This is a genomic window from Paenibacillus massiliensis 2301065 = DSM 16942 (assembly GCF_000377505.1).
Lineage (GTDB): Bacteria > Bacillota > Bacilli > Paenibacillales > Paenibacillaceae > Paenibacillus > Paenibacillus massiliensis.
Genome location: NZ_KB898185.1, coordinates 407,047 through 432,950 on the forward strand (window position 1 = coordinate 407,047; position 25,904 = coordinate 432,950).

Here is a 25,904-nt window from a genome sequence, read left to right on the forward strand (position 1 = left end):
AGGTTCACTTAATTATCGCGTCCATAATGGTGCTGTCGAACGTCGCTCTATGAAGCGCGTATCTACATAGATCAGCTCGCCCGCCTGAGCGCCGGATTCCATCCGGTTCATCATCCGCTTTGCTCCGAGTGAGCTTATCTCCTCAATAGGTCGTTTTACCGTTGTCAAAGCAGGTGTCGTATACAGGGAGTACCCGATATCGTCGAAGCCCACGATGGATACATCATCAGGCACCCGCTTCCCTGACTCGAAGGCCGCATTCATGGCACCGATTGCCATATCGTCATTCGAGCAAAACACAGCTGTCGGCGGCTCCTCCAGACTTAGCAGTTCCTTCATTGCACGACTTCCGCTTTCGTGATCATATCGCCCCTGCACCATATAATCGGAACGGATCGGCAGATGATGCTCAATCATGGCTTGCATGAAGCCTTCTTTCCGCTGCAGGGTGGACATGAAGCCTTCCACACCTTCAATAAGTGCGATGCGCTCATGCCCTTGGTCAATCAGATGCCGGACAGCATCGCGCACGCCTTCTTTATCATTAGGCACGATATTGACGATTCCCGGATCGGCTACATGACGGTTCATGACGACGATCGGGATTTCCTGCTGCAGTACATGATAGATAAACGCATTATCTGCCTCACTTTGGCTCATCAGCAGAATTCCATCAAAGCGCTTGCGATGAATCGAGGAATAGCTCTCGTAATCATCAATCCCCCGCACGAACAGGTTATAATTCACGTCAATGATGCTGTTAATGCCACGAATTGTGTCCGCGAAAAAGCTGGAGGATGTACCTTTAGATATGCTGGTAAAAAACAACCCAACCGTATGTGAGCGCTGCAGCACAAGGCTCTTGGCATTCACATTCGGAATATAATTCAATTGCTCGGCGATCTCCATAATCTTGCGCTTCGTTACTTCTTTAATTAGCGGGCTATTGTTCAGTGCTCTGGACACTGTTGTATGGGATACATTCGCCAATCTGGCGATATCCTTGATGGTCGCTGCCATATTCATACCTTCCTTATGCTTCTTCCATAAGATGACCATGGACATCTTTGTAATCAAGCATAGCATACCCGCTCGTTTGCGGACAGCGTATCAGCACACAAATTGCTATGTCAGTACACATTTTTGCTATGTCAGTACACATTTTTGCTATGGCAGTTCACATTATTACATAAATGTGGTGGTTAGCTCCGCAAGAAGCTGCTGCTGCCCTGAACAGCTATGTTCCTGTTATTGCTTAACCAGCGCAGGAAAGCGGAAGTATTCCACAGCATTATAATAGCAAATCCCCCGAATCAGCTCTTCCAGCAGCTCATCATCCGCAGGTGCCTCACCTTCTTCTACCCACGTTCCAACCAGATCACACAGGATACGACGGAAGTATTCGTGACGTGTATAGGACAAGAAGCTACGGGAATCCGTTAGCATTCCGATGAAGCGTGGCAGGACACCAAGATTGGCGAGAATCTTCATCTGCTCCAGCATACCTTCCTTATGATCATTGAACCACCAAGCTGTACCGAACTGAATCTTGCCCTTGACTCCACCAGATTGGAAGCTGCCAGCAACGCTAGCCAGTACATGATAATCAGTTGGGTTCAAGGAGTACAGGATCGTTCTTGGCAGGCCACTTGCCTGCTCCAGCGCATCCAACAGCTTCATAAGCGGCTCGGCAATTGGACCATCATTGATGGAATCGTATCCGGTATCCGGCCCCAATTTGCGGAATGCTGCTGTGTTGTTATTACGCAGAGCGTGAATATGGAATTGCATCGCCCAATCGAGCTCGGCGTAGAGCTGACCTAAGAAGACCAGTGTATAGGACTTGTGCTTCGCTTCTTCCTCAGCGCTGACCTGACCTTGCTCCAACGCTTTAAGGAAAATCTCCGATACTTCCTCCAGCGATGCATGCTCGTATCCGAGCGTATCCAGAGCATGGTCTGACACACGACAGCCAATGGAATGGAAAAAGCGAACACGAGATTCAAGCGCTTTCAAAAACTGTCCATAATCCGTAATCTCTTGCTTCGCTGCCTCCGACAGCTTCGTTACCCAAGGACGGAATGTAGCGCGATTGATTTCCAGGCCCTTGTCGGGACGGAAGCTTGGTAGCACCGCTGTCTCAAAATTCGGAAGCTGGCTGATCTTCGTATGATAATCCAGATCATCTACAGGATCATCCGTCGTGCAGACCACCTTCACTTTGGATTTGGTAATCAGGTCACGTGCACCGAAGCCCTCTCCCTGCAGCTGTGCATTCACCTGCTCCCAGATGACTGGCGCATTCTTCTCATTCAGAAGCTCTGTTACACCAAAAAAACGCTGCAGCTCCAGGTGCGTCCAATGATATAACGGGTTGCCGATGAGCTGAGGTACGGTTCTGGCCCATGCCATGAATTTATCGTAGTCGTCACCATCTCCCGTAATTAGCCGTTCATCAACTCCATTTGCGCGCATAACTCTCCATTTATAATGATCGCCGTACAGCCACGCCTCAGTAATGTTCTTGAAGGTCTTGTTCTCATAAATCTCCTGCGGGCTCAAATGACAATGATAATCCACAATCGGCATATCCTTGGCGTACTGATGATACAGCTTGACAGCTGTGGGTGAGTTGAGCAGAAAATCCTCATTCAGAAATGCTTTTGCCATGAGATACATTCCTTTCTGGTAAATAAGATTGTGTTAACGTGAACATTTTATAATCAGCTACACCCCATTATAAAACATATATCATATATAAATGCAATACCCTTTTATGATATTTATCATATTTCCCTTGTAAAACAGTACATTTCAGAGCTGTGTCTCCTAGCTTCATATCTAGGATGCAGCAGCATGCACACATGTGCACATCTTCACTTATCTTACATCGTCCATTCACCTCTGGATGACAGCAACAAGACTCCTGACCGACTGGGGGCGGCAGGAGTCTTGAGATTCAATGACAACACTATTCAAGCTATAATACCAACTAATACAGACCTGTTAACAACAGTCTACAATAACAATTCGAATAACCATATAAATCACAAGTTAAAAGACAAGTTAAATAATAATCTATAAATAATCTATAATTATTCTATAGACTTAACACATAAGCTTCTTCAAAGGCTTCTTCAAAGGCTTTTTCAAAAACTTATTCAAAAGCTCACTTCATACCCTTCTTCGTAGCGATCTTAAAGGGTAACGCCATTCTTGAATATAGCAATCTCGCGGAACTCATTCTTTTCGTTATTGACCCATTCCCCGCTAGCCACTTCGATAATATAATCGATGAATGCATTCAGGCCATCCTTCATACTGACATCTTCAACCAGGGAGCCTGCGTTAAAATCAATCCAGTGCGGCTTCGAGCGATACAGCGCCGAGTTCGTTGACACCTTCATCGTCGGTACAAAGGCACCGAACGGCGTACCGCGTCCTGTCGTGAAGATGACGAGCTGACAGCCAGCGGCTGCCAAAGCTGATGAAGCTACCAGATCATTCCCTGGAGCGCTCAGCAAGTTCAGCCCCTTGGTCGTAAGTCGGTCTCCATACGGAATCACATCCATGACCGCTGAGTTGCCCGACTTTTGTGTACAGCCTAGAGACTTATCCTCCAGCGTTGTGATGCCACCAGCTTTGTTACCTGGGGAAGGATTCTCATATACTGGCTGTTTGTAATCCAGGAAATATTGCTTGAAGTCATTAATGAGATGCACGATTTTATGAAATACCTCTTCGTTCGCAGCACGCTCCATCAGGATCGTCTCTGCGCCGAACATCTCTGGCACTTCCGTCAGCACAGTCGTTCCGCCTTGAGCAGCCATGTAGTCCGATAACTGACCGAGCAATGGATTCGCTGTAATACCCGAAAGTCCATCTGACCCTCCACATTTGAGACCAATCTTCAGCTCGGACAATGGAACAGGCTCACGCCGATCCTGCTGCACCTCTGCGAAGATCTCCTTCAGCAGACGTACTCCTTCGGTCACCTCGTCTCCCACTTCCTGCGATAGCAGAAATTTTACACGAGACTCATCGTACGCTCCGATGGCTTCCTGGAACTCGCCCATGCTGTTATTTTCACAGCCTAATCCCAGTACCAGCACGCCAGCCGCGTTCGGATGCTTGACTGCATCAGCCAGAATCGTCCGCGTATGGACGTGATCATCTCCTAGCTGGGAGCAGCCGTAATTATGCTTCAGCACAAGCGCATTTTCGAACGGCGCAATGTCACCCACCTCCGCTTTGAAACGGTTCAGGATCAGCTCGGCGACGCCATTGACACATCCCACTGTAGGCACAATCCACAGCTCGTTACGGATACCCACGTTCCCGTCTTTTCTTCGGTAGCCCATGAAGGTCCGTTTCTCCAGCTGGTATGGATTCTCTTCCAGCCTTGGCTCGTACTTGTATTCCTCCACCCCGGTCAGATTGGTCTTCGTGTTGTGAGTATGCACATGCTGACCTGGCACAATATCCTGTAATGCATGGCCGATCGGATAACCATATTTGAGCACATGGCTTCCCTTAGCGATCGGAATCAATGCAATCTTGTGGCCTCTTGCCACAGGCTCCAGCAGCTCAAGCTCTGTATTCCCAATAGGGAGCTTCTCTCCCTGCTGATAATCTCTTAATGCGACTGCTACATTGTCTCGTTCATGAATCTTGATGAATTCCTGCATGTGTGGCTCCTCCCTGACCTACGTGCTTTACTGGCTAATTTTATTCATATGTCTATCCATCAGCTTATCCAGCGTCGAAGTCATTCCTTCCAGGCTCAGCTTGTTCAGATATCCAGTCAGTTGCTCGGTAAGCCCGTCAATCTCGTTCAGATTCTGCCCCCACCAGTCTTCACGACTCAGCACTTCCTTCGTCAAGACACGCAGGGAAGCCGGGGTTCCGTCATATCCACGCCATAGCTCGCGGAAAGCTTCCAGTATATCTTCATTATCTGCCAATTCAATAACCTGACCGTTGCGATCTCCCTTGTAGAAATAGAGCAGGGAAGCGAATGCGAACACCAGCTTCTCTGGTAATTGTCCACGATCCTCCACATAACGCAGCAGCGTAGGCAAGTCTCTAGTCTTGAACTTCGAGATGGAATTCAAGGAGATGCTCATCAGATAATGGCGTACGTAAGGGTTACGGAAGCGCTCCAGCACAGCATCCGCGAATTCTCGCAGCTCACTCTCTGGCAAATCCAGTGTAGGAATAATTTCCTCATCAATCAGTGCCTGAACGTAAGGACCCACCACGTTATGCTCAACGGCATCACGCACCGTATCCAGCCCGTACAGATATGCCACAGGCGTCAGTGCCGTGTGCGCCCCGTTCAGAATGCGTACCTTGCGGGTACGATAAGGAGTCATATCATCTACGACCAGCACATTCAGACCAGCCAGATGAGCTGGGAACTCTTCCTTGATGAATTGCGGACCTTCAATGACCCACAGATGGAATTGCTCTGTCACCACGACAAGCTGATCCTTGTAACCCAGCTCCTCAGTAATTTCCTCCATACGGTCACGCGGATACCCAGGCACGATACGGTCTACCAGACTGCAGCAGAACGTATTCGCTTCATGCAGCCATTTGACGAAGTCTTCCTCCAGGGACCACAGCTGTGCATATTGGAGTACGATCTTCTTAAGCTCATCCCCATTTCTGTCGATCAGCTCACACGGTATGATGATGAAGCCCTTGTCAGCTGCACCATTGAACGCCAGATATCGACGATACAGCAGTGCTGTCAACTTGCCCGGGTAGCTGCTCTGCGGCTTATCCTCAAGACGATCCTCAGGCGCAAAGGCAATCCCCGCTTCGGTTGTATTGGATACAATGAAGCGCAGTTCAGGCTGGCGTGCCAGATCCTCATAGGCTTCAATTTCAGCATAAGGATTGATCACCCGTGTCACACAATCCACTAACGTGTGCTCACGAACAGCCTTACCTTCCTTTATTCCTTCCATGTATGTCGTATACAGTCCATCTTGCGAATTCAACAAATCTGCCAGCCCGCCTGCCAGTGGCTGCACGATGACAACACCGCCATCCCAATCTGCCTTCTTGTTCAACTCGTGGATCTGCCAGTCCACGAATGCACGCATGAAATTACCTTCACCGAATTGAATGACCTTCTCTGTGTGTCTGACAGCGGATGGACTGGACGCTCTGCTTAAATTTTGCATTGGATGAACCCTCCTAGTCGCTTTATAGTTTTAGTTTAATAAATGCACACGTTAACAAAAGTGATAAAAATCACAATGTTATTTGTTTTTTTCCACAATTATGTCTAATCGTCAACAGATTCCTTCGTAAGCATGGATCATTAACGCAGAATCTTATCCTTATACGCACACGCTTTCAACTTACAGGATGAATCTCTGTATGCTCTGCATTCTCATCCCCATCTTAATTGCTCCATCCTCTATATGCAGTCAGGGGCCCGCATTCTATTCTCTCTATCATGTATGGGGCGCTGAGACAGAGCCACGCGTAACGAGTTGGGTGCTCAGCAGGACCTGCTCCTCCTTACAGGAGGTAGCGTTCATCAGACTGAGGATATACTCGGCTCCTCTGGCGCTGATCTGCTCAATCGGGCGCTTCACTGTTGTTAACGCAGGTGTAGTATAGCGCGAAAAACCAATGTCATCGAAGCCGACCACAGACACATCTCCAGGAACCTGCAATCCCTGCTGGAAAATGGCATTCATTGCACCGATCGCCATATCATCATTGGAGCAGAATACGGCGGACGGGGACTCCCTGAGTGCTAATAGCTGCTCCATGGCATAACTCCCGCCTGTCATCGTGTAGTCCCCCCTGACAATATAATCGCCACGAACAGGTAGGTCATGATCCATCAAGGCGTTTAGGAAGCCATCCCTCCGCTCTTGGGTCGACTTGAATCCCCCCACCCCCTCGATGAGTGCGATACGCGAATGCCCCATGCGAATCAACTCCAGTGTTGCCGTGTATGCCCCTTCTTTGTCATTGGACAGTACATTCACAATTCCATGACCGCTCATCTGACGGTTCAGGATGATTAATGGAATGCCCTCCCTGATGACATGATACACGAAGGGATTGTCCGTCTCGCTCTGGCTCATCAGTATCATACCGTCAAATCGCTTCCGATGAATGGAAGAATAATCATCATATTCGTCAATACCTCGGACAAGCAAATTGTAATCAACACCGATGACACTGTTCACCCCCCGAATCGTATCTGCGAAGAAGCTTGACGAGGTCCCCTTGGAAATACTCGTGAAAAACAGTCCAATGCTATAGGACCTTCGCAGCACGAGGCTGCGGGCATTATAGTCCGGAATGTAGTTCAACTGGCTGGCCAGGTCGAGAATACGGCGGCGGGTCTCCTCTTTGATAAGCGGACTGCCATTAAGTGCTCGGGACACCGTCGTATGTGACACATTAGCCAATTTGGCAATATCCTTGATTGTCGCCGCCATTACTCTATCCTTTCTGCTGCACCCAGCGTCATATCTGACAGACTCGCAGTTTGTTATGATTCTAATTTAACTTTCTTAGCCCATCAACGAACTCGCTTATTCTATACACTAACTCATCTAGAATATCCCACAGACACACTTCAGACCACCTAAGCCCCATTGAAGTCTCTGCGATCTATTTCACCGGTACGACTGCTGGAAAAGCAAAATATTTCTCTGCATTGTTATAGCAAATATCCTGGACAATGCCACCCAGTAGCTCAAGATCATTCGGCGCCTCGCCATGCTCAGCCCATTCTCCGATCAGATCGCACAGCAGACGTCGGAAATACTCATGTCGCGTATATGACAGGAAGCTGCGGGAATCTGTCAGCATACCAATGAAGCGAGAGAGCACGCCCATACTTGCCAGGAGCTTCATCTGCTCCAGCATGCCTTCCTTGTGGTCATTGAACCACCAAGCGGTCCCGAATTGGATTTTGCCTGCAGTCCCACCAGCCTGGAAGCTCCCAGCCACACTTGCAAGCACCGGATAATCTACCGGGTTCAAGGAATAAAGAATGGTCTTCGGAAGATTGCCTGTTGCGTCCATTCCGTCCAGCAAAGCCGCGAGCGCCGAAGCGATACTTCCGTCATTAATGGAATCATAACCGGTGTCAGGGCCCAATCTGCGGAACATCGCCGTGTTGTTATTCCGCAAGGCATGAATGTGGTATTGCATTGCCCAGCCACGCTGAGCGTACAATTGCCCAAGATGAATTAGCGTGAAGCTTTTATACTTGGCCTCTTCCTCTAATGTAACCTGTCCTTCTTGGAGTGCCTTGGCATAGATAGCCGATACTTCCTCCAGTGTAGCAGGGGCATATAGCAAGACGTCTAAAGCATGGTCCGATACGCGACAACCGACGCTGTGGAAATACTCTACTCTGCTCTCAAGAGCACGTAGCAAGCCGCTATATTCCGTCACATCAAAGCCAGATACCTCGCCTAGCTTATCGATCCATGGACGGAAGGTAGGTCGGTTTAGCTCCAGCCCTTTATCCGGACGGAAGCTTGGCAGGACAGCTGTGTCAAAATCCTTCAGCTTGGCGATCAGCTTATGCTCCTCCAGAAGATCCGTCGGGTCATCCGTTGTACAGACTACAGTCACGCCCGATTTGGTGATGAGATCGCGTGCACCGAAGCCCGAGCCCAGCAGCTGAGCGTTCACCTTTTCCCAGATTGCAGGAGCTGTCTGCTCATTAAATAGCTCATGTACATCGAAAAAGCGCTGAAGCTCCAAATGTGTCCAGTGATACAGCGGATTGCCGATCAGGGTAGGAACGGTTTTGGCCCACGCCATAAATTTGTCAAAATCCTCCGCATCACCCGTAATGTATTTCTCCTCGACCCCATTGGCACGCATTACCCGCCATTTATAGTGATCGCCATATAACCAGGCCTCTGTAATATTCTTAAAGCTCTTGTTCTCATAGATTTCCTGCGGATTCAAGTGACAATGATAGTCCATGATCGGCATATGCTTGGCATACTGGTGGTACAGCTGGACGGCAGTCTCGCTGTTCAGCAGGAAGTTGTCACGCAAGAAGGAGACGGACATTGCTTATCAATCCTTTCCTGAGGTTTTGATTTCGGCAAAATGTTAACGTTAACATTTATGGATTTATAATAGCGCTTTCTATTCTTCAGGAAAGTGACTTTTATCATGCTGTATGAGGCGAATACGTGAACATTTTGTGGTCATTGTACATCATCTCATTTTAAATCATGCTTTATCGTCTTCTTTACGACCTTGTTTTGGACCTTGTTTTGGACCTTGTTTTGGACCTTTGTTTTGGACCTTGTTTTCGAGCTCGCTATTGAAACTTACTATTGAGCTTGCTTTCTTGCTTTACAGCCTTTTTACAGTTATGTATGTGCACTTCATTTAGGGGAGTGATTTTTATGCAATGCCCTTTGAAATCCATTCTGAGATCGGCCCAGTCGCCAATCGAGAAGGTATGCTAGTCCGATTCCAGCCGTATAACGGAACAGGTCCACTATGAGAAATCCTCTTCCCAGCACCAATGCACCAAGCGTCGTGCTGCGAATCGCATTGAGCCAATCCAGCTGGAGCAGCTGCGAAGCCTCAATCGCATAGCAGAACAGTAACCCTATGAGGGCTGCGAGACGTCTACTTCCTTGTGGCCACAATGTTCTTACACCAAAATAAATCATGACAGCCCATAGTGCATCTCCTGCATGAGCCGTGATCACAGCAGGCAGGTGCAGCCCATCATAGCGGGAAGCAAGTCCCAGCCCGATCGTCGCAGCGACACCTGCTGCATAAATGAACCTCTTCCGCCACACCCCTGATTCTCCTGCCTTCTTCATCTGTAGCTGATCCCCCTACAATCTAAAGTATTATCTGTAATACATTCTCAACAGTCTACCGCCTCACTCAGTTGCTGCATAGCAGGTATTCGCACCTGACCCTCCACCTCTTTACCACTGGTTCCAAGCATGTAGCTCCGACAATTGGCGAATCGTGTGCTGTGGACACTCTATGACCTCATCGGGCCACTCCTCAAAGCCCTCCAGCCAAACTGTCCGGAGACCTGCCCGACTTGCCCCCTGCACATCGTTGACGGGATGATCTCCGACATACCAGGTTTCCTGGGGGGAGACCTTCATGCGCTGTAAAGCTAGCTCAAAAATGCGACGATCCGGCTTATCCAGCCGAACCGCCTGTGACACGATAACCGTCTCAAAATATGCTCGAAGCTGCAGCTGATCCAGCTTGCGATTCTGCACAGCGACCGAGCCATTCGTAATCAATCCTAACCGGAAGCCTTGGGCACGAAGGTCATGCAGCAGCTCTTCTGCTCCCTGCATCATAGTCGTATGACCGGCAAATTCAGAATACCAATATTCCAGCAAATGTCGTACAGTCACCCGTTCATCCTTGAAGGGCAAAGTACAAAGAAGCTCCTGAAACAGCTCCCGCTTGCTTCTGTATCCATTCCGGTCAGCGATTCGGATCGTCTCCATGAGTGCAGCCTCGTTGTCCATACTGGAAGTGCCAATGTCAGAGGTAGCCAGGAAATCTTCAATGAATTGACGTGTAAAGCTATCAAATGCATGCCTGCGATTAGCAAGCGTATTATCTAGATCGAATAGCACCGTGGTCGTCACGCCATCACCTCATTTGATTACTTAAACCCCTGTTGCCTGCTTAGTTCCCTGCCGGAATTCCTCTGCGGCTTCGTAGAAAGGAAAGCGCCTGTTGCATCTTCTCTACATATTGCTCATCCCTGCTTGAGCACAAATATCGAATTTCAGGGTGAGTGGAAGCTTCCAGTAAATGATTCTCCTGTAGGACGCTCTGCAGACGCTTAACAGTCCCTTCGCTCCCATCAATGATGTGTATATGTCGTGGTAAAATTTCTTCTAATAGCTTTCTATAGTAGGGATAATGCGTACAGCCAAGCACCACCGTACCATACTGGTCCAGATCAAAGGATGCTAGCTTCGTTGTGAAATAATCCACGATCACCTCGCGGTCCCATATCAGCTGCTCACAATATTGCACCAGCTCAGGCAAGGGAAGAGAATCCACACTGCCCTGGTCGTCAACTCTTGCTACCAATTCTGTGTATTTGGACTGGCTTAATGTCAAAGGGGTAGCCATGACAAGCACTCGCTTGCCGTGAGGGCGACTCAATGCGACAGCTGGCTTCACAGCTGGCTCCATTCCGATGACAGGAATCCGATATCGGGCACGAAGCTCTGAGATCGCAATGCTGGTAGCTGTGTTGCATGCCACCACAAGCGCCTTGACATCCTCCTGCATAATTCGATCTGCACACTCCATAATATACCTGCGAACTTCCTCTTTTGGCTTACTGCCATAAGGGACATGCAGGGTATCTGCATAAAACAAGTAATTCTCTCCAGGCAGGACAGACAAAGCCTCATCCAGGACGGTCAAGCCGCCAATACCTGAGTCAAACAGCGCTACTCTCATATCATTCACCTGATTTGTTTAAAATTGATGTCAACATGCTCATCTAGGTCCTGTATCATTCTAACATGATTACTACATAATTGTATGCTGGCCCTCAGGCATGTGTATTTACTTCCAAGCAATGATGAGTCACCATAAAAAAGAAAGTAACTCCATAAAAAATATTATGTGAAAATATGTTGACTGAATTGTCTTAATGCTGTAATATTCCACTTGAGAATAACTCTTGGGAGGAATTAAATCCATGGCTAAAGTTCTATTTGTAAAAGCTAATGACCGTACTGCTGAAGAAGCAGCAACAGTTAAATTGTATAACGCATTTCTGGAAAGCTACAAGGCTTCCCACCCAGCTGATGAAGTAACTGAGCTGGACCTGCACAGCGTAGAGCTGCCTTACCTGAATGCTAACATGATCCGTGGTCTGTACAAGACTGCTAACGGATTCGAAGCGACTGCTGAAGAAGCACGTCTGGCTGGTATCGCTAATGGCTACCTGGATCAATTCCTGGCTGCTGACAAAGTCGTATTCGCATTCCCACTGTGGAACCTGACAATTCCTGCTGTCCTGCATACTTACATTGACTACCTGAACCAAGCAGGCAAAACGTTCAAATACACTGCTGAGGGTCCTGTAGGTCTGGTAACGGACACTAAAGTTGCTCTGCTGAATGCAAGAGGCGGCTTCTATTCCGAAGGTCCTATGGCAAGCTGGGAAATGTCCCTTAACTTCGTTAGCAACATCCTTACTTTCTTCGGTGTTCGTGACATTACGAAGATTGTTCTGGAAGGTCACAACGCAACACCTGACAAAGCTCAAGATATCGTTGCTGATGCCTTGAAGCGTGCTAGTGAAGCTGCTGCTCAATTCTAATTGAGCTAGGGAGTCTTAACGGCTCTCGCCCATGTATCTGACTGCATCCGCTGGCACGATGATACATCATGAACAATACACCCGCAGTCACACTACTTGTGCTGACAGCATCAAAAAGGATGCTTCCAGAGTCCATCGACTTGGGAGCATCCTTTTCTTATAGCTTTGATTTGTACATGTACACCTGTGCCCAATGTTGAATATAATCCTATACTTGTTATGGGATGAACTGCTGTACGATCTTCACAATTTGTCCGTTCTCCACCGTGATATGATACGGGAAGTCCCCCAGATCCAGGCGCTCCTTATTCTCAAAGCCATCCACGAAGGTCTGCAGCGATACTTCCTCATTCCAGTTCACCTGGACATCCTCCAATTGACCTGTGCGATCATAGATCTGCATGATGACCTTGGCATCAGCTGCAATGGGCAGCTCCTCGTTCTCAATCTGGTCATTCACGATATAATAATTGTCTGGGGCCTCCGTCATCTCAGAATCTCCTTCACGTTCCCGGAAGATCTCGTGTGCTGCCTCGCCCTCATACCATTCAATCCGATCAGCCTGCACATAGACTGTGCCATCCTCATTCCGCTGTAATCCGTTAAAGAAGACTGTCTCCTGTTGATCTGCTGCCTGCACTGGTTCATAGCCTGTGGCTGCAGTTCCACCTGCTGTAACGAATATTAGGACTAATGTGAACATCAGCAGCTTTGCAGTAGCTTTTATCATGTTGCTTCCTCCTCACGGTACGGGAATGGACACCGCCATCTGTGTCTTACAAGTTCATTACCCTTCTCTTCAAATCATAAACGATCCTGCCTGCAAAAAAGTTTCAGAAATCGCTGAAAGTAGTTACAATTTCTTTAGAATCGCTTGGTGGGCAAGCGTCTGGATGAACCTAATGCTACAGTGGTCTGCTTCTTGCAGCAGTCTGTTTCTTACAATTGCCTGTTATCGCAGTAGCCCAAGCTTTCTAGCTCGTTCCTCCGAGAGAATAAACTCCTCACTCTCCCATACTGTATCATCCTCATCCAAGCCAAACATCGTCATGATCTCAGGCCAGATCCCCTTCTCCAGCGCTTCCTGCTGCGTGATGATGACCTTCATACATTAACACTCCTTTTATTCTACAGGCTGTTTGATACGTCTCTTACCCATTACCTAGCGCCTAATCTCAGCGCCGCCCAGATCATTGCTTATTGCTATGTATGCTAATTGAACTGATTTGGCTACGATTGATCCACAATCCAGCCCATACCTAGATCTTATGACATAGCTTGGCCCCGATCTGCAGCAGCAACTTCGCTCTTCCAAGTGAAATCAATCCTCTACGTTGCAATCACTCTTCTATTTGCAATCACTCTTCTATTTGCAATCACTCTTTCTATGTGAGATCACATTTTCTACGTACAATCAATATACTTGTCTTATTTACTATATACACAGGTTTGTCCAGGTATGCATACTTAAATGTATACTTTAATGCCTAATTTCTTTGCAAATAAATAAAGAGCCACAGGATTCACCCAAAAGGTGAGACCCATGACTCTTCACTTCATTTCCTATCTGTATTCTCTATGTTCATTTCTGTATTCTCTATGTTCATTGCTCCCATCAACTAGCATGGAATGCATTAGATGGAGAAGTATACTGGCTTCACGCATACCGGCTTCGATACTTCAACGCTGAGTCCGGTGTATTGCAAGCGACCTGTTGTGCGATCTACCTTGAAGGTCACAATGTTGTTGGTGTCACGGTTTGCAGCAAGCAGGAATTCCCCGCCAGGTACGATAGCAAAGTGACGTGGGTGACCGCCTTCTACAGATACATATTCAACCACTTCCAGCTTGCCGGATTCGCTATCAAAAGCATAGACCACAATGCTGTCATGTCCACGGTTAGAGCCGTATACATACTTTCCGTCCTCAGACACTGCGATCTCAGCCGTCGTATTCTCGCCCTCGAAGCCGGCAGGAAGTGTGGAGATGTTGCCTACCTCTGTAAGCTGTCCCTTCTCAGCATCATAAGCAAATGTCGTCACAGAAGAATCTACCTCGTTGATTACAAAAGCATATTTGCCATTAGGATGGAATGCCAAGTGGCGTGGGCCTGCACCCGGATGCGTCTTAGTCTCCCCGTGCAGTACCAGCTTGTCACCTTCAACCTTGTAAGAGCGGATCACGTCGAGACCGAGGTCCTGTACGAACAGGAAACGTCCATCCGGGCTGTAGAAGGAGGAGTGTGGATGTGGGCGATCCTGACGCTCTGGATGGTGTCCATGACCTTCATGCTGTGCAACATCCAGTAGCTCGCCGATCTCGCCATTCTCGCGGATCGCCAGGAGTCCAATCATACCACCATGATAGCTGGTTACGGTAAGGTAAGGCAGCGTGTCATGCTGTTGAATATGGCAAGTCGTTCCAGCAACGGTGTTTACGCGATTCAGCAGAGTCAGCTTGCCAGTAGATGGGTCAATGTCGAAGGATACTGCTTCTCCGGCTTTGCCGCCTTCTTCCGTCAATCTGTCGCTGATGGAATAGAGCTTACGCTGATCCGCATCCACATGCACGAACGTAGGGTTGCTCAGACCGGACTGCTCGTCCAACAACTCCAGGGCACCTGTTTTTTCATCAAAAGCGTATACGTATACGCCGCTCCCTTGACTTTCAGCATAGGAACCTGCAAATACCAATAATTTTTGTGCATTAGACATGTGAATATCCTCCTCGGTGTGTTAAAAATAGTATAGAATGTGTAGAAAATGAATGACTACATGTGGTTGTCAGTAGAGACCCACTATGGATCGCCTTTCTTCATTAGAAGCGGCTATCCGGCATCATCCAGCACCACGACTGCCTGAGTAGACAGCTCTACATTGCCCGCCAAGGCGCGAGAGATCATACACGATTGCTCTGCCTTGTCAGCCAGACGCTCCGCCTGCACCAGATGCTCATGGCTTGATCCAGCAGCAAGCACAATTCGTGGGCGGTGAATAATACGCCGGTAAGTAAATATGTTATTCGTCACATCCACAATGCCTTCAGAGGACAAAGCTAGCGATTGAACTAGCAATCCTGCTCTCTCCATCATAGCAGCTAATGTAATGATATAACAGGTGGACGCCGCACCCAGCAGCATTTCATCCGGGTTGGTCCCCGTGCCGGGTCCACCCATCTCTGCAGGTATGGAGATCACTGAACGCAGACCGCCTGCATCAATCTCCCCTTCACTGTTACGCCCACCCTTCCAGGTAGCCTCCAAATGAAATACATGCTCCACAACCATCAGCTCCTTTCCCATGGACTCTTACCATAATCTCTGTCAGCTCAGACATTTCATTCTTTATTTCATGGCGCTGATTCCTTGACACAGACTCGGGCAGCATTAACTCATCAGCACTAACTAAGCGACATTGGCAAGCCCTGTCTACGTGAGCTCCTTGCCCTTCGTCTCCGTACCAAGAAATAGCACAGCGAAGGCTCCAATCAGAATAGCGATAAAGAAGATGCTGAATACCGTGACAAGACTGACACCGCTAGCAAGCAGAATCCCGACCAGATAAGGGCCAATAACCCCACCGATTCGGCCAAAGGAAGCTGACATGCCAACGCCAGTCGAACGTACAGATGTTGGGTACAGCTCTGGTGTGTAGGCATACATACCACCCCAGGCCCCCAGATTGAAAAATGATAGGCAGATGCCTGCTGCCAGCAAGGAGCCTGCGCTCTCCGCTGTACCGAACCAGATCGCAGCTCCTGCCGTAAGTAGCAGGTAGACCACCAGCACGAATTTGCGTCCCAGCTTCTCAATGAAATAGGCCGCCGTAAAATAACCTGGAAGCTGTGCCAATGTCATAATCAGTACATATTCGAAGCTCTTCACCAGCGTGAAGCCCTTTAGTACCATGACACTTGGCAGCCATAGGAACATGCCATAGTAGGAGAATACTACGGTGAACCATAGCACCCAGAGCATAATCGTGGATCTACGATGAGGCACCGACCAGATCGAGCGCAGTCTATCACCTAACGGCAGACGGTTCGCCCTTTGCTGAAGATAGCGAGGCGGGTCCTCTATGGCTTTGCGTAGATACAGAGCATACAGAGCAGGTATGGCCCCGATCAAGAAAGCTGCCTCCCAACCAAAGCGTGGAATGACGAAGTAGCCTACGAGTGCTGCCACAATCCAGCCACCCGCCCAGAAGCTCTCCAGCAGCACGACCATTCGGCCGCGTTCATTCGCTGGAACGGATTCGGAGACCAAGGTAGAAGCAACTGGTAGCTCTCCCCCAAGGCCTACCCCTGCTACAAAGCGTAGAATCAGTAGCATACCAAAGCCCACGGCAAAGGCAGATAAGCCTGTCGCGATTGAAAAGACGAGCAGTGTCCACATTAGAATCACTTTACGTCCATACTTATCCGCCAGAATTCCAGCAAAGGCGGCTCCAAAGACCATCCCAATAGAATTCATGGCTGTCAGCAGCCCAACTTGCTCCTTCCCAAGCTGCCAATCAGCAGCCAATGCAGCTACCACAAAAGACAGCAGTCCGATATCCATGGCATCGAACAGCCAGCTGAGTCCTGCACTGAACAGCAGCTTTTTCTTCTTGGCAGGGCTCAAAGCAGGAGTATCATTCATATTCTCGCCCCTTATCCATGTACAATGTTATGTATTGCATAACTGTAGGTCGAATTGGCAGACAGCAATGCATCCGCATATTGACCCTCTCCCCTCAGGAGGTATACAGTAATGATTATACATCCAAATTCATCATTTGCATAAAACAAACAAGCGACTTTTCAATCAAATCATCGAGCACTCGCGCATTTCGCATGGAACCTGCTGAGCTTGTCCATCAGGAACATGCAGCTGAATGTGCTTCTTGTTGAGTGTTCGATTCGAGTGAGTAATGCAACAGGCTTAATTCAGTTATTTGATTGAAAACCTTTCAGAAAGTAGGAGTCATCGTTGCTGCATACGTTCCTGATTACGCTCTATGAAGTATTTGTCCCTATTGCCCTACCGCTCATCGCCGGAGCAGCACTTGCCCGGTTCCGCTCTATGGAGACACGACCGTTGACCACGCTCGCTCTATATGTACTTAGTCCGGCCATCATCTATCATACGTTAGCGAATACTGCCATTTCCTATGCTGATGTGCGCGATAGCGTTCTATTCTCACTGAGCAATCTGCTCGTGCTATGGTTGCTTGCAATCAGCGCTTCCCGATTGCTCAGGCTGGATCGGTCGGAGCAGGCTGGTCTTACACTAGTAGTTGCCTTTACGAATAGTGTTAATTATGGGCTTCCGCTTGTCTTGCTGGCCTTCGGTCAGCTCGGTCTGGACAAGGCCTCGGTATATGTCGTTACCCAGATGATTATCGTCAATACCGTCGGTATTCTATTCGCAGCACGTTCACACTTTAACTGGAAGCAGGCTGGCTTGTCCGTATTGCGACTGCCCAGCATTTATGCAGCACTAGCCGCCATGCTTGTCCGTGGCGCAGACTGGCCGCTGCCTTCGGCACTACAGGAAGGAATCTCACTGATTGCCGCTGCCTATTCTCCGGTAGTACTGGTCATCCTTGGTGCGCAAATGCTTCATGTCTACAGGGCTCCGCGTGCAGAGCAGATGGATCGGGCCTTTTGGGCCGGAATGGGCATTCGCTTGTTGATTAGTCCGGCTGCTGCTTTTGCCATCCTGCTGCTGCTGAATGTCGAAGACACCCTGTTCCGGGTGTTATTGATTTTGGCTTCAATGCCTACCGCGGTGAATGCAGTCCTGCTCGCCGAGCAATTCGACGCCTCGCCAAGGCTGGTCTCTCGCTGTATTTTGTGGACGACATTGTTATCGTTCATCCTGTTGCCACTTTTCATTTCCTGGCTTGCCTGAGGCTCTATGAATGAAGGACACTGGACACAGCACACAGCCTGTAGTCCAATCATACTCAGCACTAACGAAGCGATGAATCCATCGCCCCTCAAGTTCACAGCCCCACACAGCATCTCAAAAAAAGACGGAAGCCCGGCCTCACGGCCAGCTCCCGTCTTCTGGAAACCTACGACCTACCGGCACCAGAACTCAGACCGATGATCATGACGATGAGCACCAGCAGTTGGATGAGTGTCTCGATACTCACATCCAATCGCCTCCATCCCTCATGGAATGCTCCTTCGGCCGATTCCCCTCTCCCCGGAACCTTGCGCAGTTTCCCACTAACATACCTATGAGGGATGTGACGGAATTATGTATTACGAAGGCTGGTGCTTCTATGAAGTCATGGCTTGAACCAGGCCAGCTTCAGATCCATTTCCTGGATGCACTGTCTAGTATCATGCTGATCATTTCCGACGAGGGGAGTTACTGGATAGATCTGCATATCTGATTCCTCATAGGTCTGTAGCAGCGGCATCAGCCGATCCATCTCCTGAATGTCTGGATCAAGCCAGCGATCGACTTGGTCAGCGGTCAGGATGGCTGGCATACGCGAATCGAATTCACGAATGGCCGTATTGGCCACGGTCGTGAGCATCGTGCAGGTCCGAAGCGGCTCCTTGCGCGTATCCTTCCATACCTCGTATAATCCGGCCACCGCGAACATGGCCTGCCCCGGGAGCACAACTCTTACTGCACAGCTCCGCTTTCCTTCATTTCTCCAATAATAGAAGCCATTGCAAGGAATGATACAGCGCCGGGTCTCAATCATTTTGCGATAAGTGGGATTTACACGTACCGTGCTTAGCTCAGCATTCACGCAATCTTTGCCCCAATAAGGAATGATGCCCCAGCGAAATTCATCAAGTACACGCTCGCCATCTTGCTCCAGCACGATGGGAACTTGTTGGGTCGGACTCATGTTGTACCTTGTCTTATAATAATACATGACCCGCTGCACCCCGAAATACTCCCGGACCTCATCTAGCTCCGCAGATAACGAAAATCTTCTGCACATGTCATCATCACAATCCTTTCTGGTTGCTATGATTACAGTGTGCAGAATTTATGGAAAATTATACAGGAATCTCCTTGGTCCGAGGCTCGTACGCATCCAGATGCCAACGGAAGCCATCGCTCGCCAGCAGATCATCCGATGCCTGTGGGCCACAGCTTCCTGCAGGATATGGATACAGTGGGAAGGAAGCTACCTGGAAGGCATCCAGAATTGGTTGTACCCATGCCCAGGATAGCTCTACCTCTGCCCAATGCGCAAAGAAGGTGGAATCTCCCTGCCAAGCATCCAGGATCAAACGCTCGTAAGCTTCAGGGACATTACCTGCTGGTGCATGGAAATCCATCGTAATCTTCTCAAGCTCTCCGTTAAGCGGATTGGTGCTGTTGAGCTGTAGACTGGCTCCCTCCTGCGGATTGACGGAGATCACTAGCAGATTCGGAGCAGCAGCCCCGTGAACGCCTGTATGGGCTACAGATGTCTTCGACTTGAATTCCACTACAATGCGCGTCGATTTCTCTTTCATCCGTTTACCTGAACGCAAATAAAACGGAACGCCACGCCATTGCTCATTATCAATCCACGCTCGCGCTGCAATAAAGGTGTCATTGCTCGAATCTGCCTCAATACCAGGCTCCTCCAGATAACCGACATAAGCGGTGCCCTGATGCTCAGCTGCTGTGTATTGCCCACGGACAATGTCGTTCGATACATCAGCCGTCTGTAAAGGACGAATGGCCTCCATCACCTTTCGCTTGGCCGTACGGATCCCTTCCGGGGTGAAATGCTCAGGTTCCGGCATGGCTGTCATCATGAGCATTTGTAGCAAATGATTTTGAATCATATCACGTAGCGCGCCCGAATGATCATAATAAGCAGCTCGCTCCTCCACACCAACGGTCTCGGAGGCAGTAATCTGAATATTCGCGATATGCTCGCGATTCCAGATACCCTGCAGCAACGGATTCGCGAACTTCAGCGTCTCCAGATTCTGAATCATCGGTTTGCCAAGATAATGGTCAATACGGTAAATTTCCTCTTCCGCAAATGCCTGACTCAGATGCTCGTTCAGCTTACGTGCAGATTCCAGATCATGACCGAACGGCTTCTCGATGATGAGTCGCTTCCAGCCTTGGGTACCTGCGAGTCCGCTGTCTCTGATCTGACCTGCAATAACCTCGAAAAACTCTGGGGCAACCGATAGATAAAACAAACGATTACCCGGGATGCCCAGCTCTGCTTCACGCTGCTCCGCCATGTGCAGAAGCTTCTTGTAGTCTTCGGCATGATGTACGTTCAGCGAGCAATATTGAAAGGCGGATAAGAATTGACCCATGCGGGCTGTATCCCCATCCTTCTGTCTTGCAAATTCAATAATGGAATGTTCTACCCGCTGGCGGAAATCAACATCTGTTACCTCACGTCGGCCTAGGCCAATTACAGAGAATGAAGCAGGAATTTTGCCCTCGATGAATAGTTGATATAATGCAGGATATATTTTGCGCTTTGCCAGGTCCCCTGTTGCCCCGAACAAGACAAATGTAGTTGCTTCCATGATTCAATCCCTCTTCCCCATCGTAATACAGGTCAGCCGTTGGCACCTCTGGATTTCGCTTATCCTCTATATATGAAGATGTCATATCCTAAGTGTTTATGACTCACGCCTAACGCCTAGCTTATTAAAAGTTACTCGTTAAATTAATGTAACCTATAATACACCTTTTGGTCCTTTTTAGTCAATTTAGTCGATATGATTTGTAAGCTATCTCACGGATTTCAATACGGGCCTATGCTATGCTATCATGTTAGTCAGGAACATCGTCTAACAGGAAGGACGGGATGACCAGTTGGCATTCGGTATTACTAGACAGGAGCTGGTTGAGTGGAAAAGGCGAGTAAACAGCGGTGAGATTGCCTTTATCACACATTATTGGACCGATGAACGCTTCCCACATGCTACAACAGTCACCAAGGTTGGCTGCTCGGACTTGAACCGGTTGGAGGACTGGTGCAGGGCGAATGGTCTGAATCCGAGGTACATTCATCGCCGGGATGAGTATCCACATTTTGATCTGATTGGGCCACGTCAGATTGAGATATTGTCCAGCCATGGGCTGGAGGACCATCTCCGCCGCTTTCGCTTACTTCCAGCCTACAAAGCTTGATCCGTCACACTTATATAACGAGTATCATGACAACAGGGGCTGCATTCACGCTATTATAGCGATGTAATGCAGCCCCTGTTTATTGGATTCGTACTGCTTTTCAGACTAGTACTTCAACCCTTATTATGCTCAGAGTCTTGCTAAGCTTATTTATTTGAAGGTCTTCACGCGTTCCTCGATGGGCTGGAACTCTTTTTCGCCTGGCTCGAACGTAGGTGCACCAAATGGCATTTGAGCAATCAGCTTCCAATTCTCAGGCAGCTTCCATTCGTTTTTCACATGCTCATCGATCAATGGATTGTAGTGCTGAAGGGAAGCTCCCAGACCTTCCTCTTCCAGAGCTGTCCACACGACCAGCTGAAGCATGCCGTTGGATTGATTAGCCCAGATTGGGAAGTTGTCCGCATAGGCCTTGAAGTTCTGCTGTAATCCTGCAATCACATCATTATCCTCGAAGAACAGCACGGTACCATATCCACTGCGGAAGCCAGCCATTTTCTCAGCTGTGGACTTGAATTGCTCCTCGTTACCCACAACCTCACGCAAAATATTTTCTGTAATGTTCCACAGCTTATCATGCTCACCGCCGAACAGAACTACAGCACGAGCCGTTTGAGAGTTAAAGGAAGATGGAGTGTATTTTACTGCTTCTTGAACGATTTCTGTAATCTTCTCATCGGATACTGACACAGATTTGCTGATTCCATAATAGGAGCGTCTTGCTTTAAGTGCTTCAAAGAACGATTTAGCCACGTAAAAAACCTCCGTTATTTTTATATTTCATTACTTTTCGTAACTTAATATACATTACATAGAATCAGGAAGTCAAGTAAAATATACCAGACTGATCATATTTATTTTACCCTGCTACCTATTTGTACATTCAATATCTACGGAATTTATGACTCAGGCTTGTATTTTCGTTCGCTGGATGAGCTGCTTTTGCTCTTGTCCTTCTCCTGCTCCTCTTGCTTCTCCAGCGTCAGATCTTCCATGGGAATGGCATCTACACTCTGCTCGGCCTCATGAATATCCAAGATACTCTTACGCTCAGTAGGATATTGCTCAGGGTGATCCCGGTTAAATGGTTGCTTTTGTTCTTCCCTGCGTTGATCACTACGTCTCATGGCATGCTACTCCTTCCATATTGCGTGTCTACTATTTCTTACCTGTTCCTGTAAAAAACTAAACACCATTCGTGAGATTCCTAAGATATAGGAAAAAACGTCTATCGTCTTACTTTCACGGGAGACAAGCGGCGTATAGTGGAATTATTTCTGGCGATAATCGAATGACTCAACTCCTGTAAGAATTTCCACAACTCTACGATCGCGAAAAAGGCCAAGACTGGGACAATGCTGCCCGCTGTCTTGACCTTATATCGGATGTACATGGAATATAGGAATTGATATGTGTTCATGCCTGCAAGCTGGATATTCAACGCGCTGAGTAAAAGATATGCTCCGCATGCAGCTTGTCCGCTTGCACCGTCAGAATGGCAAACGAATATTGCTGTTGCATCCGCTTATCCGTCGCAGATCCAGGATTGAGCAGCATAATTCCGTTAACTTCATCAAGCAGTGGCACATGAGAATGGCCAAACACAATGCAATCCACCTGCTGGTCGGCAAAAGCCTTCAATGCCCGCTGTTCAGTCGTTCCCCGGAAGCCATCCCCGTGAATCATTCCGATTCGTTTGCCCTCTGCTTCAATAAGCTTCTCATAGCCCAGCCGGGATACGATATCCTCCCCATCATTATTGCCTGCTATCCCCTCTACCGGAGCATAGGCTGCCAATGCTTCATAGACGGACCAATCCGTCCAGTCCCCTGCATGCAGAATCAAATCTGATCCGGGAAGTTCCTCCAATAACCTTGCTGGTAAGCCTTTGGACCTCTGGGTCATATGGGTGTCAGATACGACGATGATTTTCAAGACTTCTCCTCCTTGCAATAACCTGCCGCTGGCCTGACTCACAGTCTCACACCGAGAACGGTGTAGATAGCAAATCTGTTATTTACGGACGGGTTAGCATATGGTGTCTTTATCCAATTGGGCAATCGACTGCTTCAGGTCATATAGTGTAATGGTCTCGAAAAATTCGAGTACCTTTTGCTCAGCCAGGATGTTGATGGACTGCAGTAGCGCATCTATATTTCTTCCCACATCACAATCGGGATTGGTATCCTGATGGACCGTGAATAACGGCCTGTCTTCCTTCGTCGCTTCGTAAATATCCCTTAAATGGATTTTCTCATCGCTGCGCACCAGACAGAACCCTCTTGTACCCGGGGAAGACTCCACAAGGCCGGCTTTCTTAAGACTGCCCATAATTCTTCGAACTACGACAGGATTGGTGTTAATGCTCGAAGCGATCACGGAGGACGTAATGCGATCCGGTGCACTCTGGCTTAACAACAGCAAGCAGTGAATGCTCACCGAAAAATGGGTGCTCATGCTTCATCATCCTTTATTAATCTAAGGGTTACTCTGGAAAATAATCATGCTCGGGTCTTAGTCGAACCTTTAGCATCCGTACACTGTTCTCCAGTTGCTTAACTACATCCTCTAGCTGACGGCGATCAATGCTCTGATAATCGGGTACGGGCTTTGGAGCATTTTGCAGGTCACGGAGTGCAATCTGCTGTTCCTGCCATTTATCCATCAAATCGGAAATATGGGCGTAAAAGCGCTCATAATCCTTAATAATCTCGTCTAGATAAGCATCCACTTCCTCTGGGTCGTAGCCGCGCATCTTGGTCTTGAACTGCTTCTCATGTATGGCTAAAGCATCGAGCTGAATTCCTAGCTGATTGAATAGCTTCTTCTGTTTATCCAGCCGACGTTTCATATGCTCATCCATGCAAATCCCCCTTCCACTTCCTCTACAATTTATATCATATTCAGGCTCGAGATGAAAACACGTTGGTCACAGGTAAATGAATAAAATAGTCTCAACTCACCACGACACGCTGCCGGGTCTGAGCCGATTGCAGGCAGGCATCAATCACCTTCATATTCAGCACAGAATCCTCCGGTGAGTAGGGTAGCGGAGTTCCATCCAGTACGGCACTTGCGAACACATCAGCCTGTATTTCGAAGGAATTGTGACCCTTCAGCCGCTCTTCACGAGTAACAGTGCCTCTATGGACGAAGATCTGGGGAACAACTGCTGTCTTCTCCCACCCGAACATTTTTGGCATGGCGATCGTGCCGTTTGTCCCCAGAATCTCCATATTCGAACGATGAGCCGCCCACATTCCACAATCAAAGGTAAGCGTAACGCCATGAGGGAATTCCAGTAATCCAGACGCCATCATATCCACATTATCGTGCTCCTCCGAGAACAGTGCATGCACCGTAACCGCTTCCGGTTCACTCTTCAGATACATTCGCGCTGCGGAGATCGGGTACACCCCCACATCGTACAATGAGCCGCCACCCATCTCCTTGTGAAAACGCACGTTATCACTTCCATTGGCATCATTATACGTAAATGTGCAATGAATGCCTCGAATCTCGCCGATCTCACCACTGTCAATGATTTCCTTAATCCGCTGATGCTTCGGATGATAGCGATACATGAAAGCCTCCGCGAACAACACATCATGTCGCTTACATGCTTCCACCATCTCCTCGGTATCACTGGCACATAGGGAAGAGGGTTTCTCACAGAGCACATGCTTACCCGCCTCCGCCGCCCGTATGGTCCATTCCTTGTGCAGATGATTCGGCAGCGGTATATACACCGCTTCTACCTCGGGGTCCAGCAACAGCTCTTCATAGCTGCCATAGGCAGTCTGAATATTACACTGCTTGGACACCTCCACCGCCAATTCAGCATCACGGCTGGCAATGGCGATGACCTCACCGCGCTCGGATTGCTGTATGGCTGGAATGACAGCGGTTCTCGCAATTTCTGCTGTACTAAGAACTCCCCATTTCAACTTGCGGGTCATGACAATCATCCTTCCCGTATGTGATTAGTAGTTGTCCTGTTCGGCTTTATGCAGCAGACCCAGACATCTGTCCAGATCGGCCTTCACCTGCTTCCTGTAAAGCTTGGCTTTCTCGGCACCCTCATCGGTAAAATGATACAATACTATTTCCTGGAAATCGACGCGTGGATCGGAGCCTTTCAGACGCTTGGTCCTGTAAAATATCCCCTCCTGCACAAGCTCATGAAGAGCTCTGTATACCTCACTCTGCGGCGGGATATACCCAAAGCTGCCAAACTCGCTTTTCATCGCCTCCAGCATTTGATACCCGTAGCCCTGATGCCTCTCCACCATGGTAATCAAATAAAGCTTGATGAATGCCCGCTGGGATATCATGAATGCCATCTGCATCCCCCTTTTCGTAGTCAAAATGCTACCTCATCCTTCCATTATAAACCAATCCTTCTGGATGCTCTATTCGCAATTCCCGTTTGTAACG

The 25,904-nt window shown here is 48.5% G+C and carries 26 protein-coding genes; 3 read left to right on the top strand and 23 right to left on the bottom strand.

Annotated elements, in window-relative coordinates:
* Window positions 1–12 precede the first annotated feature (12 nt).
* The 9 genes from D328_RS0101820 to murI all read right to left on the bottom strand — a co-directional run bounded on the left by D328_RS0101820 (window position 13) and on the right by murI (window position 11,481).
* A complete protein-coding gene (locus D328_RS0101820) occupies window positions 13–1,020 on the bottom strand; it encodes a LacI family DNA-binding transcriptional regulator (RefSeq protein ID WP_018883235.1) in 1,008 nt (335 codons plus the stop codon).
* Window positions 1,021–1,248: 228 nt separating this feature from the next.
* The gene (uxaC, locus tag D328_RS0101825; protein WP_018883236.1) at window positions 1,249–2,670 is read right to left on the bottom strand and encodes a glucuronate isomerase; all 1,422 of its coding nucleotides are present in this window, start codon (window positions 2,668–2,670) and stop codon (window positions 1,249–1,251) included.
* 527 nt (window positions 2,671–3,197) lie between these two features.
* Entirely contained in the window at window positions 3,198–4,688 is a 1,491-nt protein-coding gene (locus D328_RS0101830) for a UxaA family hydrolase (RefSeq protein WP_018883237.1), read from the bottom strand.
* Window positions 4,689–4,715: 27 nt separating this feature from the next.
* On the bottom strand, window positions 4,716–6,194 hold the full coding sequence (locus D328_RS0101835) for a tagaturonate reductase (RefSeq protein ID WP_018883238.1): 1,479 nt from the start codon (window positions 6,192–6,194) through the stop codon (window positions 4,716–4,718).
* Between the two features lie 276 nt (window positions 6,195–6,470).
* Window positions 6,471–7,475 (bottom strand): LacI family DNA-binding transcriptional regulator, encoded by a 1,005-nt coding sequence (locus D328_RS0101840; RefSeq protein ID WP_018883239.1) that lies wholly within the window; start codon window positions 7,473–7,475, stop codon window positions 6,471–6,473.
* A gap of 175 nt (window positions 7,476–7,650) precedes the next feature.
* Window positions 7,651–9,075 carry a glucuronate isomerase gene (uxaC, locus tag D328_RS0101845; protein WP_018883240.1) on the bottom strand — a complete coding sequence of 475 codons (1,425 nt, stop codon included), beginning with the start codon at window positions 9,073–9,075 and terminating at the stop codon, window positions 7,651–7,653.
* A 323-nt stretch (window positions 9,076–9,398) separates the two neighbouring features.
* Entirely contained in the window at window positions 9,399–9,848 is a 450-nt protein-coding gene (locus D328_RS0101850; protein WP_018883241.1) for a ribosomal maturation YjgA family protein, read from the bottom strand.
* 111 nt (window positions 9,849–9,959) lie between these two features.
* Window positions 9,960–10,649 (bottom strand): HAD family hydrolase, encoded by a 690-nt coding sequence (locus D328_RS0101855; protein WP_018883242.1) that lies wholly within the window; start codon window positions 10,647–10,649, stop codon window positions 9,960–9,962.
* 40 nt (window positions 10,650–10,689) lie between these two features.
* Complete coding sequence (murI, locus tag D328_RS0101860) at window positions 10,690–11,481, bottom strand: glutamate racemase (RefSeq protein WP_018883243.1); 792 nt, start codon at window positions 11,479–11,481, stop codon at window positions 10,690–10,692.
* A 244-nt stretch (window positions 11,482–11,725) separates the two neighbouring features.
* Here murI and D328_RS0101865 point away from each other — a divergent pair, with 244 nt between their 5' ends.
* The gene (locus D328_RS0101865) at window positions 11,726–12,352 is read left to right on the top strand and encodes an FMN-dependent NADH-azoreductase (RefSeq protein WP_018883244.1); all 627 of its coding nucleotides are present in this window, start codon (window positions 11,726–11,728) and stop codon (window positions 12,350–12,352) included.
* A gap of 217 nt (window positions 12,353–12,569) precedes the next feature.
* Here D328_RS0101865 and D328_RS0101870 read toward each other — a convergent pair whose 3' ends face one another.
* From D328_RS0101870 to D328_RS0101890, 5 genes are all read right to left on the bottom strand, one after another.
* On the bottom strand, window positions 12,570–13,082 hold the full coding sequence (locus D328_RS0101870; protein ID WP_018883245.1) for a hypothetical protein: 513 nt from the start codon (window positions 13,080–13,082) through the stop codon (window positions 12,570–12,572).
* 222 nt (window positions 13,083–13,304) lie between these two features.
* The gene (locus D328_RS31150) at window positions 13,305–13,460 is read right to left on the bottom strand and encodes a hypothetical protein (RefSeq protein ID WP_018883246.1); all 156 of its coding nucleotides are present in this window, start codon (window positions 13,458–13,460) and stop codon (window positions 13,305–13,307) included.
* Window positions 13,461–13,986: 526 nt separating this feature from the next.
* Window positions 13,987–15,066 carry a lactonase family protein gene (locus tag D328_RS0101880; protein ID WP_018883247.1) on the bottom strand — a complete coding sequence of 360 codons (1,080 nt, stop codon included), beginning with the start codon at window positions 15,064–15,066 and terminating at the stop codon, window positions 13,987–13,989.
* Window positions 15,067–15,179: 113 nt separating this feature from the next.
* The gene (locus D328_RS0101885; RefSeq protein ID WP_025677036.1) at window positions 15,180–15,632 is read right to left on the bottom strand and encodes an OsmC family protein; all 453 of its coding nucleotides are present in this window, start codon (window positions 15,630–15,632) and stop codon (window positions 15,180–15,182) included.
* A gap of 147 nt (window positions 15,633–15,779) precedes the next feature.
* The gene (locus D328_RS0101890) at window positions 15,780–16,991 is read right to left on the bottom strand and encodes an MFS transporter (RefSeq protein ID WP_018883249.1); all 1,212 of its coding nucleotides are present in this window, start codon (window positions 16,989–16,991) and stop codon (window positions 15,780–15,782) included.
* A 330-nt stretch (window positions 16,992–17,321) separates the two neighbouring features.
* Between D328_RS0101890 and D328_RS0101895 the strand changes: the two genes are divergently transcribed.
* The gene (locus D328_RS0101895; RefSeq protein ID WP_018883250.1) at window positions 17,322–18,245 is read left to right on the top strand and encodes an AEC family transporter; all 924 of its coding nucleotides are present in this window, start codon (window positions 17,322–17,324) and stop codon (window positions 18,243–18,245) included.
* A 385-nt stretch (window positions 18,246–18,630) separates the two neighbouring features.
* Here the strand turns inward: D328_RS0101895 and D328_RS0101900 are convergent, their stop codons facing one another.
* Window positions 18,631–19,305 carry an SOS response-associated peptidase gene (locus tag D328_RS0101900; protein WP_018883251.1) on the bottom strand — a complete coding sequence of 225 codons (675 nt, stop codon included), beginning with the start codon at window positions 19,303–19,305 and terminating at the stop codon, window positions 18,631–18,633.
* Between the two features lie 58 nt (window positions 19,306–19,363).
* Complete coding sequence (zwf, locus tag D328_RS0101905; protein WP_018883252.1) at window positions 19,364–20,857, bottom strand: glucose-6-phosphate dehydrogenase; 1,494 nt, start codon at window positions 20,855–20,857, stop codon at window positions 19,364–19,366.
* Between the two features lie 292 nt (window positions 20,858–21,149).
* On the opposite strand from zwf, the gene D328_RS0101910 reads away from it, so the two are divergent.
* A complete protein-coding gene (locus D328_RS0101910) occupies window positions 21,150–21,467 on the top strand; it encodes a hypothetical protein (protein ID WP_018883253.1) in 318 nt (105 codons plus the stop codon).
* Window positions 21,468–21,617: 150 nt separating this feature from the next.
* On the opposite strand, the gene D328_RS0101915 is transcribed toward D328_RS0101910, so the two are convergent.
* The 7 genes from D328_RS0101915 to D328_RS0101945 all read right to left on the bottom strand — a co-directional run bounded on the left by D328_RS0101915 (window position 21,618) and on the right by D328_RS0101945 (window position 25,810).
* Window positions 21,618–22,220, bottom strand: a complete 603-nt coding sequence (locus D328_RS0101915) for a nitroreductase family protein (RefSeq protein ID WP_018883254.1) — start codon at window positions 22,218–22,220, stop codon at window positions 21,618–21,620.
* A 146-nt stretch (window positions 22,221–22,366) separates the two neighbouring features.
* Window positions 22,367–22,594, bottom strand: a complete 228-nt coding sequence (locus D328_RS0101920; protein WP_018883255.1) for a hypothetical protein — start codon at window positions 22,592–22,594, stop codon at window positions 22,367–22,369.
* A gap of 310 nt (window positions 22,595–22,904) precedes the next feature.
* Entirely contained in the window at window positions 22,905–23,402 is a 498-nt protein-coding gene (locus D328_RS0101925; protein WP_018883256.1) for a metallophosphoesterase family protein, read from the bottom strand.
* A gap of 93 nt (window positions 23,403–23,495) precedes the next feature.
* Complete coding sequence (locus tag D328_RS0101930) at window positions 23,496–23,924, bottom strand: Rrf2 family transcriptional regulator (protein WP_018883257.1); 429 nt, start codon at window positions 23,922–23,924, stop codon at window positions 23,496–23,498.
* Between the two features lie 28 nt (window positions 23,925–23,952).
* On the bottom strand, window positions 23,953–24,330 hold the full coding sequence (locus tag D328_RS0101935) for a DivIVA domain-containing protein (RefSeq protein WP_018883258.1): 378 nt from the start codon (window positions 24,328–24,330) through the stop codon (window positions 23,953–23,955).
* A 91-nt stretch (window positions 24,331–24,421) separates the two neighbouring features.
* Window positions 24,422–25,426: a Gfo/Idh/MocA family protein gene (locus D328_RS0101940; protein WP_018883259.1), complete on the bottom strand. Its 1,005-nt coding sequence runs from the start codon at window positions 25,424–25,426 to the stop codon at window positions 24,422–24,424.
* 24 nt (window positions 25,427–25,450) lie between these two features.
* Complete coding sequence (locus D328_RS0101945) at window positions 25,451–25,810, bottom strand: helix-turn-helix transcriptional regulator (protein ID WP_018883260.1); 360 nt, start codon at window positions 25,808–25,810, stop codon at window positions 25,451–25,453.
* Between the last annotated feature and the right edge of the window lie 94 nt (window positions 25,811–25,904).